General features: G+C 54.4%; 19 protein-coding genes. 6 read left to right on the forward strand and 13 right to left on the reverse strand.

The features are described 5' to 3' along the window. Nucleotides 1–404: 404 nt before the first annotated feature. The 4 genes from FHX16_RS30755 (at nt 405) to FHX16_RS30770 (ending at nt 5,446) form a co-directional block, all read left to right on the forward strand. Nucleotides 405–695, forward strand: a complete 291-nt coding sequence (locus FHX16_RS30755) for a hypothetical protein (RefSeq protein ID WP_259132101.1) — start codon at nt 405–407, stop codon at nt 693–695. A 584-nt stretch (nt 696–1,279) separates the two neighbouring features. Beyond that, nucleotides 1,280–2,110, forward strand: a complete 831-nt coding sequence (locus FHX16_RS30760; RefSeq protein WP_259132103.1) for an ABC transporter permease — start codon at nt 1,280–1,282, stop codon at nt 2,108–2,110. 4 nt (nt 2,111–2,114) lie between these two features. Further along, nucleotides 2,115–3,515 carry an ABC transporter ATP-binding protein gene (locus FHX16_RS30765; protein WP_259132105.1) on the forward strand — a complete coding sequence of 467 codons (1,401 nt, stop codon included), beginning with the start codon at nt 2,115–2,117 and terminating at the stop codon, nt 3,513–3,515. 44 nt (nt 3,516–3,559) lie between these two features. Further along, a complete protein-coding gene (locus tag FHX16_RS30770) occupies nt 3,560–5,446 on the forward strand; it encodes a glycosyltransferase family 2 protein (protein ID WP_259132107.1) in 1,887 nt (628 codons plus the stop codon). 25 nt (nt 5,447–5,471) lie between these two features. Here FHX16_RS30770 and FHX16_RS30775 read toward each other — a convergent pair whose 3' ends face one another. The 13 genes from FHX16_RS30775 to FHX16_RS30835 all read right to left on the reverse strand — a co-directional run bounded on the left by FHX16_RS30775 (nt 5,472) and on the right by FHX16_RS30835 (nt 19,500). Further along, complete coding sequence (locus FHX16_RS30775; RefSeq protein ID WP_259132109.1) at nt 5,472–6,521, reverse strand: class I SAM-dependent methyltransferase; 1,050 nt, start codon at nt 6,519–6,521, stop codon at nt 5,472–5,474. A 93-nt stretch (nt 6,522–6,614) separates the two neighbouring features. Continuing rightward, complete coding sequence (locus tag FHX16_RS30780) at nt 6,615–8,306, reverse strand: methyltransferase domain-containing protein (protein WP_259132111.1); 1,692 nt, start codon at nt 8,304–8,306, stop codon at nt 6,615–6,617. A 16-nt stretch (nt 8,307–8,322) separates the two neighbouring features. Further along, nucleotides 8,323–9,255 carry a glycosyltransferase family 2 protein gene (locus FHX16_RS30785; RefSeq protein ID WP_259132113.1) on the reverse strand — a complete coding sequence of 311 codons (933 nt, stop codon included), beginning with the start codon at nt 9,253–9,255 and terminating at the stop codon, nt 8,323–8,325. Then, nucleotides 9,239–10,312, reverse strand: a complete 1,074-nt coding sequence (locus tag FHX16_RS30790; protein ID WP_259132115.1) for an NAD(P)-dependent oxidoreductase — start codon at nt 10,310–10,312, stop codon at nt 9,239–9,241. Before FHX16_RS30790 ends, FHX16_RS30785 begins: the two co-directional genes overlap by 17 nt. Further along, entirely contained in the window at nt 10,309–11,622 is a 1,314-nt protein-coding gene (locus FHX16_RS30795; protein WP_259132135.1) for an acyltransferase, read from the reverse strand. The genes FHX16_RS30790 and FHX16_RS30795 overlap by 4 nt, the downstream gene beginning before the upstream one ends. A 7-nt stretch (nt 11,623–11,629) precedes the next feature. Then, the gene (locus tag FHX16_RS30800; RefSeq protein WP_259132117.1) at nt 11,630–12,694 is read right to left on the reverse strand and encodes an acyltransferase; all 1,065 of its coding nucleotides are present in this window, start codon (nt 12,692–12,694) and stop codon (nt 11,630–11,632) included. An 81-nt stretch (nt 12,695–12,775) separates the two neighbouring features. Then, nucleotides 12,776–13,537, reverse strand: coding sequence for a glycosyltransferase (locus tag FHX16_RS30805; RefSeq protein WP_259132119.1), 762 nt, complete (start codon nt 13,535–13,537; stop codon nt 12,776–12,778). A gap of 23 nt (nt 13,538–13,560) precedes the next feature. Beyond that, complete coding sequence (gene rfbA, locus FHX16_RS30810; RefSeq protein ID WP_259132121.1) at nt 13,561–14,448, reverse strand: glucose-1-phosphate thymidylyltransferase RfbA; 888 nt, start codon at nt 14,446–14,448, stop codon at nt 13,561–13,563. Between the two features lie 3 nt (nt 14,449–14,451). Beyond that, entirely contained in the window at nt 14,452–15,300 is an 849-nt protein-coding gene (gene rfbD / locus FHX16_RS30815; protein ID WP_259132123.1) for a dTDP-4-dehydrorhamnose reductase, read from the reverse strand. A 161-nt stretch (nt 15,301–15,461) separates the two neighbouring features. Then, nucleotides 15,462–16,499, reverse strand: a complete 1,038-nt coding sequence (rfbB, locus tag FHX16_RS30820) for a dTDP-glucose 4,6-dehydratase (RefSeq protein WP_259132125.1) — start codon at nt 16,497–16,499, stop codon at nt 15,462–15,464. A 4-nt stretch (nt 16,500–16,503) separates the two neighbouring features. Beyond that, nucleotides 16,504–17,067: a dTDP-4-dehydrorhamnose 3,5-epimerase gene (gene rfbC / locus FHX16_RS30825; RefSeq protein ID WP_259132127.1), complete on the reverse strand. Its 564-nt coding sequence runs from the start codon at nt 17,065–17,067 to the stop codon at nt 16,504–16,506. A 628-nt stretch (nt 17,068–17,695) separates the two neighbouring features. Further along, nucleotides 17,696–18,901 carry a site-specific integrase gene (locus FHX16_RS30830; RefSeq protein ID WP_259132129.1) on the reverse strand — a complete coding sequence of 402 codons (1,206 nt, stop codon included), beginning with the start codon at nt 18,899–18,901 and terminating at the stop codon, nt 17,696–17,698. Nucleotides 18,902–19,098: 197 nt separating this feature from the next. Next, a complete protein-coding gene (locus FHX16_RS30835) occupies nt 19,099–19,500 on the reverse strand; it encodes a hypothetical protein (RefSeq protein ID WP_259132131.1) in 402 nt (133 codons plus the stop codon). A 539-nt stretch (nt 19,501–20,039) separates the two neighbouring features. Between FHX16_RS30835 and tnpA the strand changes: the two genes are divergently transcribed. Further along, nucleotides 20,040–20,459, forward strand: coding sequence for an IS66-like element accessory protein TnpA (gene tnpA, locus FHX16_RS30840; RefSeq protein ID WP_113451387.1), 420 nt, complete (start codon nt 20,040–20,042; stop codon nt 20,457–20,459). Continuing rightward, nucleotides 20,440–20,793, forward strand: a complete 354-nt coding sequence (gene tnpB / locus FHX16_RS30845; RefSeq protein ID WP_113451388.1) for an IS66 family insertion sequence element accessory protein TnpB — start codon at nt 20,440–20,442, stop codon at nt 20,791–20,793. Before tnpA ends, tnpB begins: the two co-directional genes overlap by 20 nt. Nucleotides 20,794–20,861 lie beyond the last annotated feature (68 nt).

A 20,861-nucleotide genomic window follows, 5' to 3' on the forward strand; every position in this document is an offset into this window, starting at 1 on the left:
TCTGTTCGTCTGTGAAACGGCTGCGCTTCATTCCCTGGTCCTCTCAATGGGCCAGAGCTTACTTCAAAATGGATTATTTCAACGGGGCAAGGTCAGTCCACATAAATCTCCGGATGTTAAGAAACGTGAATGCTCCGCAGTTCAGTACTTTTGATCTTTAGATCAAGCCCAACAACGATGTTTGTCACGCCGGGGAGGCCAGCCTGGATGACCTTGTAGGATAAAGTTTACTGAAGAAATTGGACACCTCGGACACGCTCCTGCTTCAATCAGACTGCCTAAGCATCGGGAAAGTCGGATGAGTGGGATGTCGCAGATTGTCACAAATTGTGAGTGCGTCTCACGATTGCAACTGCTCACGCATTCGTGGTATTCGAATCTTGCTATGTAAAGAGGAGTTGCGCATGAGCATGGACCAGCAGAATGCAGAGGCGCCATTTCTTGACGACGAGACTTGGAACTACCTAGTGGTAACAGTTCCGCGCGTTCTTCGCGCCTGCGGCTACGCGCTGGTTGCCACACTGCTGATGTCGACGATCAGCTATGAAATCACCGGCGAGTGGACACTCATCACCGTCATTGGGATTCTCGGCCTGTTCACGTCCAGTGCTCGCATCGGCCAGTTCGGCATTCTGATTTTGCTGGCGATGGCGCTTATTTCGCCCGACGTGGTTCAGACGTTTCTACCCCGATAAGCCAAAAGGGGCACCCACTCGCCTTGATGATAAGGATTGAGGGCTTTGCTTGATTGCGGGCCCGCTTGCAGTGTGATCTAAGGTACCCTCGAGGAAAATGCATGAAGGATGAGATACGCGATGGCTTGCGCGGCCTAGCGGCGCTTAGCGCCTTTCTCCGCCATATTTTCGTCTCTCCGTATACGGGGATCAATCTCGCCAAGGGCGCGGATATTTTGGCGGGAAATGAACGCTCGAGAGCGGATTGACTGTCCGTCCGCTACGCTTTCCTTAGTCGTCAGCTTCAATTCGGCTACTCGTCGGATCTACACCCACCCCAACACGCTTGGGGATTGCGTCAGGTTGGCGACGATTATTCAGCGTGGAACCTGCCGCAGTCGATCCATTTCGACGGATTAGCCGGACAGCGAGCCGCTATTCTGCCCACAAGTTCAAGTACGGCTTGCAAAACCCCCTCAATTTTGAAAAAAGCCGGAGCTTGTAGTCACCGCGATCCCGGTTTTGCGGTTTCGCCCTCGGGACGGAAGGTACAAAGCCTTGAAGGCGCCACATCTTGCAATCTCTAAAGCGTAAAGGGCGTTCCGATGGATCCGCATAGACCTCATCTTACGTCGCCAAGCGCGCTATTTAAGTCAATCCTGGCCCATCGGCATCTGATTTTCAAACTTGCGCGAATGGATGTCATCAGCCGCTACAGGGGATCGTTCCTGGGGCTTGGTTGGTCGTTCTTCAACCCCCTTCTGCTACTGTCTGTCTATACATTCGTCTTTTCGTTTGTGTTTAAGGCTCGATGGGGAGAGGGAACAGGCGACAGCCGGAGCGAATTTGCTCTAGTATTGTTTGCGGGCTTGTTGGTACACGCATTTTTTGCCGAAGTGGTGAACCGGGCACCCGCACTTGTCTTGAACAATACGAACTACGTCAAAAAGGTCATCTTCCCGTTGGAGGTATTGCCGGTTGCTAGCTTGCTCGCGGCCGTTTTTCACATGGTGATTAGCATCATTGTACTCGCTACAGCTTTTCTCGCACTCAACGGATTTTTCCATTGGACGGTGCTACTCATCCCGGTTGTAGTTTTGCCCCTCGCGATGATGATGATGGGGTTCGCGTGGTTTTTGAGTTCGCTTGGAGTTTTCGTGCGTGATGTCGCTCAGACCATCGGGATCTTGACCACGGTCTTACTTTTCATGTCGCCGGTATTCTACCCGATGTCTTCGTTACCCGTGAATTTGCAATGGGTGATGCTGCTTAACCCGTTGACCTTCATTATCGAGGAGACCCGCGCCGTGCTGATTTTTGGCAATCTGCCTAATTGGGCCGGCTTGCTGACCTACAGTATAATCAGCTTCATATGTATGTGGGCGGGTTTTGTGTTCTTTCAGAAAACGCGCCGAGGCTTCAACGATGTGCTCTGATGCAGTGAGAACCGCTGTCTTCGAGGAGGCGGGTACGTCTGAATTTGCTATTCGGGCGACGCAACTTGGAAAGACCTACAAGATCCATGAGCGGCCTTCGGACCGACTTAAGGAGATGCTCCTTGGTAGGCTGCGTGTTTTGTTAGGCATGAAACCAAAGTCATATAGCCGGGAATTTAAGGCACTAGAGAACATCTCATTTGAGTTGCGCAAAGGGGAGACGGTTGGAATTGTCGGACGCAATGGATCAGGTAAATCTACACTGCTGCAGATTATCTGCGGTACTCTAACTCCGACGGAAGGAAGGGTCGAGGTCAACGGGCGTGTCGCGGCTCTTTTGGAGCTGGGCTCAGGGTTCAATCCTGAGTTTACCGGCCGCGAGAACGTATACATGAATGGGACGATTCTTGGTCTTAGCGAACCGGAAATTGACGCAAAGTTCGACTCCATTCACGCGTTTTCGGAGATCGGCGATTTTATCGATCGACCGGTCAAAACTTATTCGAGCGGCATGATGGTCAGACTGGCATTTGCGGTCATCGCCCATGTGGATGCCGACATTCTGGTGATTGACGAAGCGCTTAGCGTCGGAGACGCGTTCTTCGTCCAGAAATGCATGCGATTTCTACGCAAATTTATGGAAACAGGCACGGTTCTCTTTGTTAGCCACGACACTGGTGCGGTGGTGAACCTGTGCAACCATGCGGTGTGGCTAGAGGCGGGAAAGCTCATGGGACAGGGCCACCCTAAAGCGATCTCGGAGGCATACCTTCAGAAACAATACGAAAGCATGCAAGGGGTGACAATAAAGCAAGTCGAACCTCCAGCCACCTCGCAGAACGACAGTCGAAAGCCGAACATCTCCGTAGGCACTATGCGCGACATGCGAGCGGACATCATTAATGGCAGCAGGTTCCGAAATGATATCGAAGTCTTTACTTTCGACGAAAAGGCTTCGGGATTCGGAGCTGGAGGAGCGAAGATCCTTGGTGGACAGCTTACGGATCAAGACGGCACTTTACTATCATGGATAATCGGTGGTGAATCTGTTCAGTTGCACGTTGAAGTAAGTGCGATAACGGAACTGGCCCGCCCCATTGTCGGGTTTGTTGTTCGTGACCGTCTTGGCCAAATACTTTTCGGTGACAACACCTATATCAGCCAGAAGGACCGGCCGATCATAGTCCCCGCAGGGGAACGGCTGAAGGCCAAGTTTGTTTTTCAGATGCCGATGTTGCCGCGGGGTGACTACACTCTTTCTCTGGCTGTGGCGGATGGAACTCAGCTTGAGCATACACAACACTGCTGGCTACACGACGCGATCGGCTTCAAGTCGCATTCCACGTCCGTGACTACCGGCTTGGTTGGCGTCCCGATGCAATACATTGGCTTAGAGCGTCTGTAGGAAACTAGGCGCTGAGACAATGCCGGGCTAGGAGCGCAAATTGAATGGTCATCAATATCGAGCTGGCGCGCGCTGTATTTAAGGCGTTGCCGAATTTCCTAAAGCTACCCTTGCTCTACGCACGAAGGTGGATTTTGCGCAGTCGGCAAGGCGTGTTCGTCTCGCGTGTCAATACGCGGGCGTTCAACACGCTGATGCGCCACGGCTCCGAATGGGATGCACTGCCGAGTGCGATGCTTGCGCTTTTTGACGACAATCGCTTGCCCGACGTGGATATAAGTGCGGTAACCTATAATTCACAAAAATGGCTCTCTGACTTCAGTGATGCGCTCAACGCGTTGGACTATCCTAAAGACAAGCTGCACGTCCGATTTGTCGATAATGCCTCAACTGACGAAACCTGCTTGCGCATTCGCGAGGTGATTTCGAGGTTAAGCAAGGTGGGAATCGACGCTTGCTTGATCGAGCAACAAAATCTTGGCTTTGGCGGGGGGCACAATACGGGGGTGAGAGCAGGCCGCAGCGACTTTATCCTAGTGACTAACGTGGACTTGACGTTCGAACCATCCTCCCTCCGTCGTCTTGTGTCTCATGCAGTTGCCGATACCTCCAAAGCTGCGGCGTGGGAAATGCGTCAAAAACCTTATGAACACCCTAAGGTCTACGAGCCCCTCACCGGCGCCACCAACTGGAACTCCCACGCTTGCGTACTATTTCGCCGGAGCGCATTTGAAGAAATAGGCGGATACTGCGACGATTTATTCATGTACGGCGAGGACGTTGAATTGTCGTATCGACTCCGGGCGAACGGTTTCGTCCTACGTTATAATCCGCATGCAGTAGTTTATCATCACACCTATAAAGCAGCGGCCGAGGTTAAGCCTATTCAGTATATTGGTTCAACCTTTGCGAACCTCTACATCCGTCTGCGCTATGGCGGCTTCCTCGATATCCTCTTGGTCGCGCCCTTGGCGGCGGTGCTTCTGATACTTCGTCCACGCTTTACGACCGCGCGAATGCAACATTTACGCACGCTCGCAAAACTGCTGCGGAAGGCTCCTAAAGCTTTGTGGTATAATATTTCGCACCGGACCAACGCTCCTTTCCCTTTTGCGTTCTTCGACTACGATGTGGCGCGCCGCGGCGCTTTTCATGAAGCTGGTCCACTACCTAGCGTAATGCCGAAGGTCTCAATTATTACCCGTAGCTACAAGGGTCGAGAAGCGCTTCTGCTGCAAGCAATGAGGTCCGTAGCGAACCAGACTTATCCAAACATTGAACATTTGATATCTGAGGATCGTGGTGACACGCTTGGGCCGGCGGTCATGGACTTTGCCCGACGTACCGGTCGCGATGTCATTTACGTCACGGGCAACAAGACGGGGCGCTCAGACGCCGCTAATCTGGCTTTGGCGCGAGCCACAGGACATTATTGTATCTTTCTCGATGATGACGATCAGTTTTACTGCGATCACGTCGAAACTCTCATCTCGGCTGCCCTGGCAAACGAGGGGGCGCGCGGCGCTTATAGCTTGGCATTTGATATACCCAGCCAAAGACTTTCCGATCGAGGCGCCGACTTCAAAGTCGAGCTTCCTATAACACATCAATTCATGGCTTCTCCGCTTGATCCGGAAGCGCTGAAGACGCGCAACTATCTACCTATTCAGGCTGTTCTTTTCGAACGTGGCCTCTACGAGGAACGGGGAGGTTTCGACGAAGACCTCGATATGCTCGAAGATTGGGCTTTGTGGCAAAAATACACGCACCGAGCAGAGTTCGTCTTTGTGCCGAAGACGACATCCCTATACCGAACGCCGTTGCGTGCTCTTGATGAAGCCGAACGTATGAAAGCACTCAACACATATGATACCATTATCCAGAATCGAATGAATGCTTGGCGTGCCGCTTGGGATGAAAAATACGGCTGAGCAGTGACATGCCACAGGTGCCCGTCTAGGCCGGCGCCCGTTTCTCGAGGTAAAGCCCGCCACCCGGATTGTTCAGGAAGATCGGATAGGTATTCTCCACCAGATCCTTCGCAGTCTTGGCAATATAGTCATTGAACATAATGACCTTCCACTCTGGATTTCCGGTGAGCAATGCCCGCACGGCATAGAGTTCATTCCAAGAGCGGTTGTCATCAATGACCCATTGTTCGGGATACTCAAATGGCCAGAACATATCATGGATATGCACGATAACTCCGTCGGCGAGTACAGGCAGGATTTCGAACAGTTCGAAGCACACATCGCTCCCGGTGCGTAGCACGTGGGTTGAATCAATGAAGAGAATATCGCCGGCCTCCAACGCCCGAAATACGCCCAAGTCGCAGTCTTGAACCGGATTGGGCAGAATCCGTGCGCGGCCCGGTGCATCACCGATCAGGTTTCGCAAGAGCTCTGGAAAGGGCTCAACGAATGTCAACTCTACGTCATGGTCAAAATAGCGTTCGATCGTGTCAATCAAGTTGGCAGACGAATACCCAGAGCCTATCTCGATGACGCGCTTTGGCTTCAAATAGCGCAACATTGCATGCCAGACACTGCCGTCCCCATAGGAGAAATTCGGATTTCCGAAGTAATATCGAAAATCTTCCGATTTCTCGGCGGGAAACGGGTTGTCATGCATAAGCGGTACAAGCTTATTCCACAGATCCAGTAGCGCGGAGCGATCGACGGTCACCCCCGCGATCGCGTCCGGCACGGGAGCGCCTCGCTCGCGGTCAAAATAGGTCGTTGCCTCGAACTTGTCGACAATCGGCGAATAGAAATGGCCAGGCGGTACGAATAGTCGGTTTCGGGCCCAAGTCTTGTACTCTTCGGACCCCGCCAATTCCAGAACTATATTCCCCAGATCAATGCCAGATTTGTATCGTTCCGTGTAGTAGCTTAGCGCTGCTTCATCGGGGAAACGCTTGAACATCGTTTGAAAAAGGGTCTCTAGCGATTTTCGCAGCGCAGCCTCATCCAGAGATTCACGCCTGATGCAAGTCGGATCTTCCAACGGAACATCCTCTGTTGTCCGAGTATTGCTACGAAACCATCTCAAGATCTTTTCCCCTTCACCAATCGTCGGTATCGACCATCGTTGCCAAATTTAGATTTGTAGGAGACGCGCCTTGATGCGTCCCAACTTTCTTCTGATTCGCGTGTGCAACCGCGATATGGTGGCTGATTGCGGTTCCGCGGAAACGGCAAAGCCCTGAGTTAGCGCTGCTTCGTAGAAGCTACGCAATTCCTTCAAAGTGCCAGCCGAGAGAATAACAGGAAGCGCGTCATGCTTCTGAATAATGATGCTGCGATTGGTCAGCCATTCTTCCTGCGCATGAGCTTGGGCGGATGTGGGCTTGTCTTCCCAGCGACGGTAGATACTTGTGATCTCTGGGGAAGTCGCAATGCCAACGAGGAAGTACGACCGCATCATGAAGTCCCAATCCTCGGCTGTACTAAGCGACTCGTCAAACTCCTGACCAAAATTATGTACAACCTCACGTGGATAGGCGACAGACATGCAAGGAGTGAAATTATCTCGCAAGTGATCGAGCAGGTTGAAGTCGGCCGGGTATTTGGGCTCGACTGGACCTGTGGAGATTGCAGCTGGGCCTCCGCCGTCCACATAGGATTTTCGCGCTGTCTGGACCCCGCACCTCGCCCTAAGCAGCCGGCCAGGTTTAGCGTCATACATCTTCCGAAAAGTCTCGACGTAGTTTCCAAATACGAGATCGTCGTCGTCCAATGTGACAATGTAGCGTCCATTCGCGGTCTTATATGCCACGTTCAACGGGCGGGAGCGTCCGCCCTCATTGACAAGGGCGAAATTGATCCGCTGGCGCAGGAAGTCCGGCTGGTCCTGTAGTACTTCCTCGACCGCTATCTGGCGTTGTCTATCCAATTTGTGTCCCATGAGGAGCACATCGAAATCTAAGCAGCTTTGACCGGCCAAACACGCCAACGTATCGCGCAAAGTGAACGTTTCCGTTCCAATTGTGCGTATGACAATCGTTAGAAATGGCCGGTCTGGTTGTTTGCTCGGCTCCACGAACCAAGGATTATCCTCGTGCGCGGGACCTGGTACGAAGGCGCGGACAAGCTGGTAACTGGTTGCCGTCTCATCCGCATTGCCCCGTATATAGGACACCAAACTGTAAAACGACGTGCAGAGAGACAGCGCGTTTTTGTCTTGGTGCATGTTTCGATAGGCCTCGACGACTTTTGTGTCAAAGGCTTCCACTTCCACCAGACCCGCTTGGCGCGCCATCCGATGCAATGTCGACGGAGAGAAGTTCACGATGTGGGTATGGTCTAGCACACCATCGAGCGTGTAGTCGAACTTTCCGGTTACCATCCGCACTGCGATCTCAGTATGGGTGATGTTGGGCACGCTGATGATAATTGGCACGCTGTCCTGTGAGGCGAGTTTGCGTAGGGCGCGCATTACATCCAACGGCGAGAGAACATGCTCCAAGGTGTCCAAGATTGTGATAGACGCCAAGCGTCTCCCAGCGAGCACAGCGTTGAGCGCCCTATGCGTTTCATCCGCGTTGGTAAGTTCGAGCTTATGGGCCTCAAAACCCTGTTCTTTTAGGCGTTCCAATCCGTCTGTATCAAGATCAACTCCGACATAGTGCAAACCCATGGCCCTAATGCTCGGGGCGATAGCTCCAAAACCGCATCCGACATCGAGATGCACGGCTCCAGGAGCCGAGGTGCTCACTAATCGGCGGAGCAAATCTACCGAATGGCCGTACACATTCTCGCGGCCAAATGGATTGTCATAGGTAAAGGCCATAGTGTTGGGGCACCTTCTAAAATCTGTGCTTTGCGTATTCGAGCCCGACGAATTGGGCGATCTCGCGGGCGCTTGTGCGTGGTACCGGTAGCGTTTGGCTATCGCGGCGTCTCTCAAACTCAGTTGCCGCTCTCGCTAGCACGGGATCAGCGCATGTCTGGAAGTAGTTGAGATACTTGTTCGTTAGATCAGAGCGGGACCATTTATGCGTGAGCAAAAGCGCGGCCTCGGCGGAATAGTAGGCTTCGGCCTCGGAAGCCGCCCAACTGCCGTCCAGCGAGAGGCGCTTGTCGTGGAAGATCACTGCACCGGGCTGGAAGACCACTTTGTAGCCCAGTTCGCGCACCCGCCACGAAAAGTCGACGTCGTCGCAGTACAAGAAAAATGTTTCGGCATCGAAACCGTCCAAATCCCAGTAGACTTTTGAGGTTGTCACGGCCGTTGCGGTTGAAGCCCATGAAGTCTCACCGCTCTCCTCGTCATAGTGCTTAGGATGCTCTATAGGCAATTGCCGCGCCTCTACCATCCCCACACCTGGACGAAGCAATGTCTTAACGAGCTGCAAGAACGCGTTTCCAGCAAGCTTAACATCCGGATTCATTATGGCGAGAAAGCCGCCAGTTCCGTCCTTGGCAAGCGGACCTTTCGCCTTGCTCATTAGCGTGTTGTGACCGCGCGCCGATCCGAGGTTAGCATCGAAAAAGTGGTACTCAACCTGAAGATCATCTGCCAGACCAACCTCTTCATGCCATCGCTCCAGGAGAGCATCGGACAAAATCGGAGAGGGCGAGCAATCCCCGTAGGCTAAATGGATCTGCCCGACGAGACCATGAATCTTCAGCATCTTGGCGGCGTGAGCCATTGCGAGAAAGCTCAATCTCAGGCTCTCAGTATCTGTGCGATAGAGAATCGATTGAACACGCAGTACGGCGTCAGTTCCGGCTTTCATACTCTTCCATCCAATCGCACAATGCAAGGAGGCCTTTTTCGAGCGGCCAGCGTGGAGCCCAGGCTAGCTCCTGTAAAGTTGGTGCGATATCGCAGGCGGCGTGGCGCACGTCCCCATGCCGATACGCGCCGCTCACGCGCGGCTCTGGTGCCCCATAGTGACGGGAGAGAATATGAGCGGCTTGAGCCAGCGTGCTGCGTTGCCCAGAACCCACGTCAAAGGAGCGGATGCCCTCATGGGGAGCATCGATCGCCGCTAGAAGGGCAGATGCGACGTCCTGGATGAAAACAAAATCCCGCAGCATCTCTCCGTCCTCATAGAGTTCGATACGTTCCTTGGCACGTGAGAGACGCGCAAATAGACAAACAATCCCCGTGTAAGAATTCTGTAGCGCTTGACCGGGGCCATAAACATTCTGGAGGCGCGCAATGTCGAGTGAGCTGCCGTGAGCTAAGGCCCACGCGGAAAGGATATGCTCCTGTGCTAGCTTCGTCGCGGCATAGATGTTGGTGGGTGCCGGAACGGTCTTTCCAAATGAGAATTCCTCGAAGGTCAGCCCGGGGAAATCCCACTGGCCGGCTTCGAGTTGTGCCTTGTCGCGCTGCCCTGGATAGACCAAGATCCCATCAGCGTTTCGCCAGGCACCTTCGCCGTAAACTGCGCGACTGGACGTCAGGATGAACTGATCAGGGACGATGCCCCTGCGAGACAAGGTGTCTAGCATGACACTAGTGCCCATTAGGTTTGCCCACACATGGCGAGTTGATTGGTTCAGGGACTGACCCGTACCAGTTTCCGCCGCCAAGTGAACAATACAAGAAGGAGACGCATCGTCGAGTGCACGCTCCCATGTATCTGTCTCCGCGACGTCGCCGACCACAAATTCGACTGCCGCCGCCAACGCCTTTGGCCGGTCTACCGATGTGTGTACCTGCGGATGCATAGAGTCTATTGCAATTACTCGCTCGAAGCGACGTGTCAGCTCACTACTAAGAGCGCATCCGATGAAGCCTGCTCCGCCCGTAACAATGCAAGTGGGCCTCTTGGTTTCAATCATTTTGCATTTTGCTTTCTATCCACGTGGTCTTTGGATGCTGTCGAAGCAGCAGATTTCTCAAGGGGGCGAAGGTCGCGAAATCGCAGTGGCGCTAGGACGTCCTTTGCGAAAAGTCCAGCAAGTTTTTGTGAAGGGCTATCAACGTATCTCTCAAAAAGTGATGCCACCCCTAGCGTAGCGAGTAGGGAGATGCAGAACGTTAGAAGGGCGGCAGCCTCATAATTCCAGCCTGCCCTCACCCTGAGCGCATACATCATCCCAAATCCCAGGGAACAGATGATTGGCCAATGCAAGAGATAGATGGAAAAGGAGAGCCGACCGAACCATGCAACGACATCTGAGGCGAACAGTCCGCTCATTCGCGCCGAACTGAGCAACCCCGCGACGACCAGAACTGCGCCGATTGCGTTGAACGCATATCGGTCATTTTGCGCTAGGTCGACGACGGGACTCCCCAATGTCGGTATAGGAAAGATTCGGAGCCAATCGAACCAGGCGGAATAGTCATAAGCACCAAAAACCAAGCCAGTAGAAAGCAAGAAGACACAGATCCAAGCGCTTCTAAACCGCTCGAAGCGAAGGTAATTCAGCAAGCTACCGGCAAATATCGTTAGGCAGTGGATCTGCGCGAGTAAATTGGGGAAGACTATTAGCAGAGCGCCTGCGAAGAATGCCAGATTAACAAGACTATAGCGCACACCAAAGAGTGAGTAGGTTGAAAAGAGCAGGAGCGAACCGATCAACTCGATCTGGATCGTCCAGAGCGGTGAATTGAGTTCTGTTCTTCCAAAGACGGCAGCACCATATACCGCATCCGAGAACGCAGCCCAAAACGAAACCGGCTCCTTATAGAAGGCTAGTGGCCATCCCGCAGCTTCGATGATCTCGGCCTTTTGGTTAAACATCCCTCCGGCGGCGGAGAGCGCCCAAGCCAGAATAATCGACACAGCTGCCGGCAGGCCGAGTCTCAGATAGCGCTTCGCTGCTCCATAGGCGAGTACCCGCTGGTCTTCGGAGAGGAAGTACCGGCTTGTAAGAACATAGCCGCTCATAACGAAGAAAATCGCCACACCGAAGTTGCCGTTGTAAAAGACCGTGAAGATGGGAAGACTGGCGACACCCTCCCAGCGGAAGGCGCGGGGCAATTCTGAACCACGGCTTAAATTGATTGTCAGGTATGGAAAGAAGGAAAACAGGAAGTGGCATAGGAAGACGCTTAGGCAGGCGATGCCGCGCAGCCCCTCCAACGCCAGATTCTTGTCCTGTCTGCTAACGGCCCGGCCCCTCGGGGCGTCAAGGCGTATGCCCATCACTTAGCTAAGCCCCTTCTCGTTGAAGGCGAGTGGACGAGAGCCCAATTCTGGCTTTAAGCGCCAGTGCGGGTTTTTCAAGGAAGTGCCAAGACAGCAACCCGAGAGCCGCCGCGATAGGCGTGGTTAAAAAAGTGAGCGCAACAGTACTGAGATTGTTGCCGCTGAAAGATACAAGTGCCTGTTGTATTGGAAACGCGTAAAGATACATCCCGTAAGAGGGATCTCCAAATCGGCCAAACCTACGCAATACCGGTGTGCTCGCCCAGCCAATAGTCAGCACGATATAAGGAACGAAAATCCAAGTGATTTGATGGATGGGAAATCCGGGGACATAAAGCTGCACAGCAGTAAGCCCTAGCGCCATGGCAAGCGCTAGGTACCAGCGAAGATGAAGCTTGTCGCGGAGGACGCAGAGCAACGCACCTGCCACAAAGAAGGGCATGATGGAAGTTGCTTGTCCGAGGTCAGTGCCCCATAGGATGATCTGTGGTCCCTGGCGCAACTGAGAGTACCACAGCGAAGTGCCGTAGAGCACAAAGCAAAGCGCCGCTACCGCCAGTGGATGCGCTCTTTTGCGACCAACTGCGATCGTGACAATTAGCAGGTAGCAGGCAAACTCAACCGGGAGGCTCCAAAGCGATCCGTTGACGGCATTGGGATAGGTATTCCCCACGAAGACGCCGGGTAGGTTATACCGTGGTAGAAGCAAGATGTTCGAGAGATATGTCTGGGTATTTGGGTTACGGAAATACTCTTGCAAAGGCACGGTCGTGAAAACGGGACCAAGGAAAAAAACGGTCAGCACGACACACATGGCGAGAGCAGGAAATATTCGCAACGAACGTTTTGTGATAAATGAAATGTAGGAGGGGTCGCGCTGCCAACTTTGCGTAACCAGGTAGCCGCTCAACGCGAAGAAGACGATCACTCCAACCGTCGCAATGCCGTGGCCCCAGAGGCCGGTATGAAGCCCTCCGGTGAGCGATTGCGAGTGACCGAGGATCACAAGAAAAGCCGCGAGTTGCCGCAAAAAATCAAAGTTATTTTCTCTCGTGTGCACGCGTTGCATACTCTTCGTGTTAGCGACTTTGCTAATTATGCCTGCGACGTTTGCAACTTTAGTCACTTTCGGTCAAGCCGTTTGTCCAGATCACCTTGCACGCGCGCCGCGCCGAGATCGGCGTAACACGGCCGGAAAGACACGCCGCCAATCGCGCGTGAAATAGCGCAGAATCGAAGCTAAGTGGTATGAAAAATAACCCCAATGGCGCCAGCTTGCGCGCTGCGCCCTGTGCACGACCTCTGCTTCCGTAGAGCCGACAACCTTCTGGCCGTTGCCACGAATCCGTGCACAGATATCCACATCCTCGTAATAGAGGAAAAACTCCTGATCAAACCCCCTGAGGGTCAGATACTCCTTGGACTTGAAGAGCAAGAACATGCCGCCAACCCAGTCCGGCTCGAATGTCGAATACCGCACTGCTTCAGGATAAGTCCCTCGATGGAAGGAGAAGAGCTTAAGCCCCAGGTCGAGCGGGCTTGGAAACCTGCGCCAACTATCTTCAATTTGCCCCTCTGGGCCAAGCACCAAGGGGGCTGCAACCGCAGCGCTTGGATCGTTCAGCGCCTGCAGCAGGGCGGGAAACGGGTCGAGGCGCAACTCGATGTCAGGGTTGGCGACGCAGTAAAACGGGGTCTTGCATAGCTCAAAGGCGGCGTTGTGATTGGCGCCAAATCCACGGGGTGCTGTGTTACGCACGACACGCAGGCGAGGCTCCCGCGGCAGGTCCAGCGTCTCCTCTATATTGAGAGTTACGACAACGCATGAGACCTGAGGTAACGTCAGCAACTGCTCCGCAAGTCGTGCCACCATGTGTCCATGTCCGTGGCTGACTACAGAAACGGTAATCATAGGCGCTCCTCCCGCCGTTCGAACTACGAGAGCACGCTCATGAGATACTGGCCATACCAACTCTTCTGAAGGGGCTTGGCTAGCGCCTCAAGCTCGGCCGCGCTAATCCAGCCCTGTAAAAAGGCGATCTCCTCAAGGCAGCCGGTTTGCAGCCCTTGACGGTTCTGGAGTGTGCGAACGAAATTGCCCGCATCGAGAAGCGATGCATGGGTGCCGGTGTCAAGCCAAGCATAGCCGCGACCCATGCGGTTCAACCGCAGTGAGCCGTCCGCAAGATAACTCTCCAAAAGCGTGACAATTTCTAGCTCGCCGCGGGGCGATGGCTTTACGGTGCGGGCGCGCTTGGGAGCTGTCTCGTCTAAAAAGTAGAGGCCCGTAACTGCGTAGTGGGATGGCGGCACCTCCGGCTTTTCGATGATCGAGCGCACATTGCCTTCATCATCAAAATCCACCACGCCGTAACGCTCTGGGTCCTTCACGTGGTAGCCGAAGATCGTGCCGCCGCCCATGTTGGCGTCCGCCTCCTTTAGAAGTTCCGGCAATCCGTGGCCAAAGAAGATGTTGTCGCCCAACACCATCGCTGAAGGGCTCCCATCTAAGAACTCCTCGGCCAAGATATAGGCTTGGGCAAGACCGTCGGGGGAAGGCTGCACGACATAGGCAAAATTCAGGCCCCATTGGCGCCCGCTCCCCAGGGCCCGCTTAAATTGCGACTGATCCTCAGGCGTAGTGACGATACAGATATCACGAACACCCGCTAGCATTAACACCGATAGAGGATAGTAGATCATCGGCTTGTCGTAGACTGGCATGAGCTGCTTTGAGACGCCCAAGGTGATAGGATAGAGCCGCGTGCCCGATCCCCCTGCTAGAATGATACCCTTGCGCCGTACTGAATCTATCGAAGTCATTCGTTAGCTCACCTTCAAATCGGTCAATATATCAGATAGTCCGACCCGCCAGTCGGGGCGCGTTACACCAAAGACCATCTCGATCTTGCCACAGTCCAGCCTTGAGTTGGCTGGCCTTTTCGCTACTGTAGGGTAGGCTGCGGAAGGGATATCCTCAACCCTGCAATCTAGATCCGCCTGCCTGAAAATCTCGCGCGCAAAACCAGCCCAAGTTATATCGGGAGCGCCCGAATAGTGATAGATTCCGGCTTTGGACGGATCATTGCGCAGCTGCCGTGCCATCTCTACTAATGTCGCGGCAATATCGCGCGCGCAGGTAGGTGCCCCGGTCTGGTCGGCGACCACGCGGATTACCTTTCGCTCGGCCCCCAAGCGCAACATTGTTTTAACGAAATTCTTTCCGTGGGCCGAGATTACCCATGACGTACGCAGGATCGCGTGACAGCCGCCAGCGGCCTGTACAGCCCCTTCCCCGCTGAGCTTGGAGGAGCCATAGACGCTTAGCGGGGCCGTTTTGTCCACTTCACGCCACGGGCGTTCACCTGTGCCATCGAAAACGTAATCGGTCGAGATATGCAGAAACGGAAGTCCACGCTCAGCCGCGACACGCGCGATGGAGCCAACGGTCTCCGCGTTCACTCTGTAGGCCTGGGCCGCATCGCTCTCAGCGCTGTCGACTGCGGTATATGCAGCAGCATTTATCACGACGTCGGCCGATGCCTCGCGTACTCTTGCTATACAGGCGTCGGCGTCGTTCAAATCCGCCTCGTCGCGTCCTAAGGCTGTTATTCCCGTGAAGCGCTGCAATTCACTTGCAACCTGTCCTGTTTGTCCAAAAACCAGCATCCGCATTTCAGTCTCCATATTTAATAATGACCGTTCCGCAGATGCGTCGCTTACCCCAAATTGCGCACAACTTGCCACTCCACGGCCACCGAGAGGTAAGTGGTTGAGGAGCGCGCCAAAAGAGTTTCGCCCCGTGTCAACCTTGATTCCATAGACGCTGTGATCGGCTACCGTGCTCCCAGCCGCGTTCCGACTCCGTGACGAGCCTGAAGCGCGGACCACCAACCCTGATTCTCTAGATACCAGCGAACCGTGCGCCGAAGTCCCTCTTCGAGCGTTACCTTAGGACGCCATCCAAGCTCCTCGCGAATGCGCCGCGGATCGATCGCATAGCGCCAGTCATGACCTGGCCGGTCGGTCACAAAAGTGATCTGGTCACTGTAGGAGGAAGCTTTGGGTCGCAATTCATCGAGCAATCCGCAGATGGTGCGCACCAAGTCTATATTACGCACCTCGTTCTCACCTCCGATGTTGTAAGTCCGACCCACCGTTCCGCGCGTCAGCACCGTGATAAGTGCGTCCGCGTGGTCCTCAACATAAAGCCAATCACGGATGTTCTCGCCTGCCCCATAGACGGGGATCGGTTTACCTGCCAACGCGTTGAGAATCACGACGGGGATTAGCTTTTCGGGAAAATGGTATGGACCGTAGTTGTTAGAACAATTCGTCACTAGAACCGGAAGATCGTAGGTTTCTCCCCACGCGCGCACCAGATGATCTGACGCCGCCTTGGACGCCGAGTACGGACTACGCGGACTGTAAGGCGTGTCTTCGGTAAACATGCCGTCTGCCCCGAGCGAACCATAGACCTCGTCGGTGGAGACATGGTGGAATCGAAAACCGGCAGGCTTGCTGTTTGCTTCCCAATAAGCTCGGGCAGCCTCGAGAAGCGTGTACGTTCCTGTAATATTCGTTTCGATGAAGAGGCCGGGTCCATCGATCGAGCGATCAACGTGGCTCTCGGCGGCCAGATGCATAACTGCATCGGGGCACGTCTCCGCGAGAACGCGATTCATCGCTCCGCGATTCCCGATACTTTCGTTATAGAAAGCATAGTTCGGATTGTCGGCGACCGATGCTACGTTGTCTAGACAAGCTGCATAGGTCAGGGCATCGACGTTAACCACCTGGTGTCCTGCGGCGATCGCTTGGCGGACTACCGCAGAGCCGATAAAGCCTGCACCACCTGTAACTAGGATTTTCATCGCCTTACTCCTCCCATGCGAACGGCGAAACAAAGTCCTTGAGAAGGGGAGCCGCACGGTCCTTATCCGATAGTACCGCTTTCTCGGGATCAATGCCCCATTCGATACCGATATCAGGATCATCGAAGCGCACTCCCCCGTCGCACTCGGGAGCATAGTAGTCATCACACTTATAAATGATCTCAGTCTCTGGGACGAGTGTGACGAACCCGTGCAGGAAACCACGAGGAATTAACAGTTGCCGCCCATTGTCGAAACTCAACTCGACTGCCACATGTTTTCCAAATGTCGGTGATCCCTTGCGGATATCGACCGCAACGTCCAGCAGTCGGCCCCTACCGCAGCGCACGAGCTTCGCCTGTGCGTGAGGTGGCGACTGAAAGTGCATTCCACGCACCGTCCCGGCATAAACTGACATCGAATGGTTATCTTGCACGAAATGGAAGGCGAGTCCGGCATCTCGCATCCTTTGCTCACTCCAGCTTTCGCTGAAAAAGCCTCGACTATCCCCAAAGCGCGAAGGTCTAAGGATCAACACGCCGGGGAGCATCGTATTTTCTATTTCCACGAAACTTCCTCTCTTCCTACAAGTATGCTTACAACCATGCATGGATTGCCCTGTCAACTGACTGGGGTTGGTACGCCTGCAGCATTGGTGCTCCCAGGATTTGTAACAGGCGGGAGATGGCCGCAGCAATCTATTGGGATATCGGCGGAATGGCCGGTGGCGGATTTCGATCCAGCCATCGCTACACAGTTTGTCTTCGGTCAATCAGGTGAGCCCGGCTTTCAAGCTGGGTGATCTGGTGATCAACCGCCACCCTCCCAGGCGTCGGCGTTGGTGAAGTCCGTCACCATTGGTGGGAACCTGCGAGCATGAAAGGGCCTGGCACGGTCAGTCCGGTTAGGTCCGTCACTTCGGTGGCCGGGATTTATGAGGATCGCAGTTAACTGCATTCCGACAACCTCAAGCCCGATTGGAAGTGGCCAGTAGCAGCGTACGTTATGCCCCAGGGCGACTTGTTATAGCGGCAGTATTCGGAATCGGCCTTGCTACTCTATCGCGGGCTGACGAGGTCCGACGCTGTCGTTCCAATCTACTTGATGACTAGCGAGCAGAGCGATGACCGAAAAGTTACATAGTAACGCGGCCGGCAAGCTCTTTCTGATCTTGTCTCTGCGCAGGATCGGGGTCGTCACCTTCCTAGGCAGAAAGCCTCCCACGCCGACATCATGACACGCCGTTGATCGATAAGGTCTGTACGATGGTATGCGGCCTCGACCGCATTCTTGACAGTATGGGCGAGCGCACGCTCCGCAACATCGCGAGAGTATCCGTTCTCAGACGCCCAATCCCTGAAGCTTGAGCGGAAGCCATGAGCGGTAGCGATGCGGCCTGGCGTATCGCTCTTAACCGCCTTGTCCCGGAGAATTTTGGTGAGCGCCATATCGCTCATCGGCGTGTTCTTTCGTGAAGGGAATACCAACCCTTCACCAGTTTCCGATTTCTTAAGCCGGCTTTCAAGGATCTCGATGCCTCTTGGGGTGAGCGGCACGCGGTGAATGACCTTCGCTTTCATGCGTTTTGCGGGCACCGTCCAGATCGCGTCGGAAAAGTCGATCTCGCTCCATTGCATCTGACTGACTTCGCCCGAGCGGCAGGCGGTCAGGACTAGGAGCTCCAGCATTTGGTGGGGCGCCTTCGGCACTCCGGCATGAAGGACGTCGGAGAAGAAGTTTGGTAAGTCCCGCCATGGGAGGGCGGGCTGATGCGCGACACGTTCTCGTTTGCTCGGCTGCTTGGGCAGAAGCTTATCGACGACCCCCACGGGGCTTGCAACTATGTACCCATTGGCAGCGGCCCAGTTCATCACTTCATTGCAGCGCTGTTTGATGCGCGAGGCAGTGTCGGGCTTCAAGAGCCAGATTGGTTTTAGGCAAGCAGCAAAGTCGGTTGGACCGAGTGCGTTGACCAGGCTCTTTCCGATTTTGGGGAAGACATATCGCTCTAGCGTATTGATCCACTGGTCAATATGCTTCCGGTTGCGGAACCCCTCGGCCCTGTCGGCGTGGTGTAATCGCGCCGCTTTCTCGAAGGTCGGGACTGCCGCCAGCCGGGCAGCCTTCCGATCCCGGTCCCTGCGAGTGTCAAGCGGATCTCTTCCGCTGTCGATCACACTTCTAGCCTCAAATGCTTTGGCTCTGGCGTCTCGGATCGTGGTGTTCGGATAGCTGCCAAGCCCCATCTCACGACGCTTTCCGCTCGTCGGCGACACGAAACGCAAGATCCATTTTCCGCTACCGGTCGTACTGCTGGGGACAAGATAGAGGCCGACGATAGTCCCATCACAAACAGGTTTGGCGTTCGGCTCTAGCTTCCGGGCTTTAGCATCACTAAGCATTTTGTGCAGGCCTTCACAGGTTCGATGAACCGTTGTTAGGATCCGGGACTGCCATTCGGATAATGCCCGGCCATGTCAAGACGGTCGATTCAAAGGCGGGCGCAGTAGAACTCATTAGGGCGTCATATAGGTGCCTCAGTCCGCCCAAGTATCGGAGACGGCATGACGAACGTGACTTTAGCATCCCAAAGCTTTTGCTATTCTAATTCAGGTGCAGTCCGCAGTTGCCAATTTAGAACCCAAGCCTTGCCATACCGCGGCGGTTCGATTGTTAGATGTAAATCAGTTAACCGCTGCGCAGTGATAGCCGGCACCAAACGGTCAAATGCCGTAGTGTCCGCCACTAGGCTCACATAGATCACCGGCTTCATTCTATGCACCATTCCCATATGTGATCTGCCTTGGCTCTCCTCCATCGCCTCTGAAAGAGACACTTCGACGCGCGAAACGCCCTTGAAGGGATCGTTTAAAATGGCCGCAAGTTCAATATACGTTGCTGTGCGATGCTGTCCGGATCCGCTACCTGTTGATTCGAAATGGAGCTCTTGACGAATAATCTTCGCGAAGAGAGTGATATAGAGTTCACGTCTTGCGGCCACTCGTCTTCTCAACGATCTTTACTCTCGTGACGACAATTTCACAACGACTCTCGCCATTCGGCCATCAGCTTTGTAAGGCGCACCCGCAGGAATTTGGGGCCTAAGCATCGCCGCTAAACCCGTAGTAGCAGCGAGACAGCGAAGCCGCAGGAGGCAGATTTGCCTTCTCTGACCCGCCTTCATCCTCAAGCAGCTTTATATTTCGTAAAGAACCTCATTGAAGCCCCTGTGATCTTCGATATGCCTACCCCAGGAAGGCCCTTTTTGCCACGCCCTCCCCGCCACCGGAAACCCGCCCCTGGTGTGGTCCCTTGGGAGCAGCGGTTACCTCTTCGTTGTGATGGCCGAACGACATGCGGGTTCATCCCGAAGCTAATGTAGGCATGCGCGCAGTTGGTGATGAGACGTTTCCACGATGGACTTTTCTTCATTGTCCTCCGTCGCTCGCAGCTGAATCGTAAGCGCGAATTTCTGCGCACCTTCTGAAGCGCAGTGCTCTCAGGCATGAAGTGTCCACCAAAATAGGTGGACACCAAATCATGGAAGAAGATGAGCAAAGACTGCGGGTGCGGCTTGTGGGTAGTGACGGACGACGTCGATATGACCCAGCTTCGGTAGATCGTCTTGTTGCAGCCTGTCTTGAACCGGGTGTCTCGGTATCGCGGCTTGCGCTTGAACACGGCGTTAATGTCAATCTCCTTCGGAAATGGATACAGAGGGCCAAGCGGCTTGGTCATCCTGTGCCTGCGGGTCCGGCGTTCGTTCCGGTTCAGGTCGGTCCCGATCGGAGCCTGCCAGTGCAGCGCAGCAGCTTGGATAAAAGCATCAAGAGGCTGTCTTGTGCGGCCAAGCTGAGCGCTTCACTGCCGAACGGGGTGAGCGTGACGGTGGAATGCAGTGATGTCGATGGGTTGGCAGCAATAATAGGAGCGCTGGGTCATGTTCAGACTTGGCGCTGATCTCCAGGTTTACCTGCATCGTGAGCCGATCGACTTTCGGGCCGGCATCAACAGCCTCGCGGTCCTGGTCCAGGAGACGATGGCGCTGGATCCCTTTGCTCCTGCGGTTTTTGCCTTTTGTAATCGCCGTCGCGACCGGGTGAAGCTCCTGTTCTTTGATCGGTCCGGTTTTGTGATGGTCCTGAAGAAATTGACGGAAGACAGGTTCCGATGGCCCCGCCGAGAGACTGCGGTGGTGACGCTGACGACAGAGCAGCTGCATTGGATTCTCGATGGCATCGATATCGATGCGATGATCCGCCATCCGGTGCGGCAATATCAGATCGCCGGCTGAGGATGGCGAATTGAGCTGTTGACGCAAAGGGGCGGTTCAGATTCAAGAATCTGATGACTCGAACCGGC

This window comes from Rhizobium sp. BK661 (assembly GCF_024808825.1).
GTDB lineage: Bacteria > Pseudomonadota > Alphaproteobacteria > Rhizobiales > Rhizobiaceae > Rhizobium.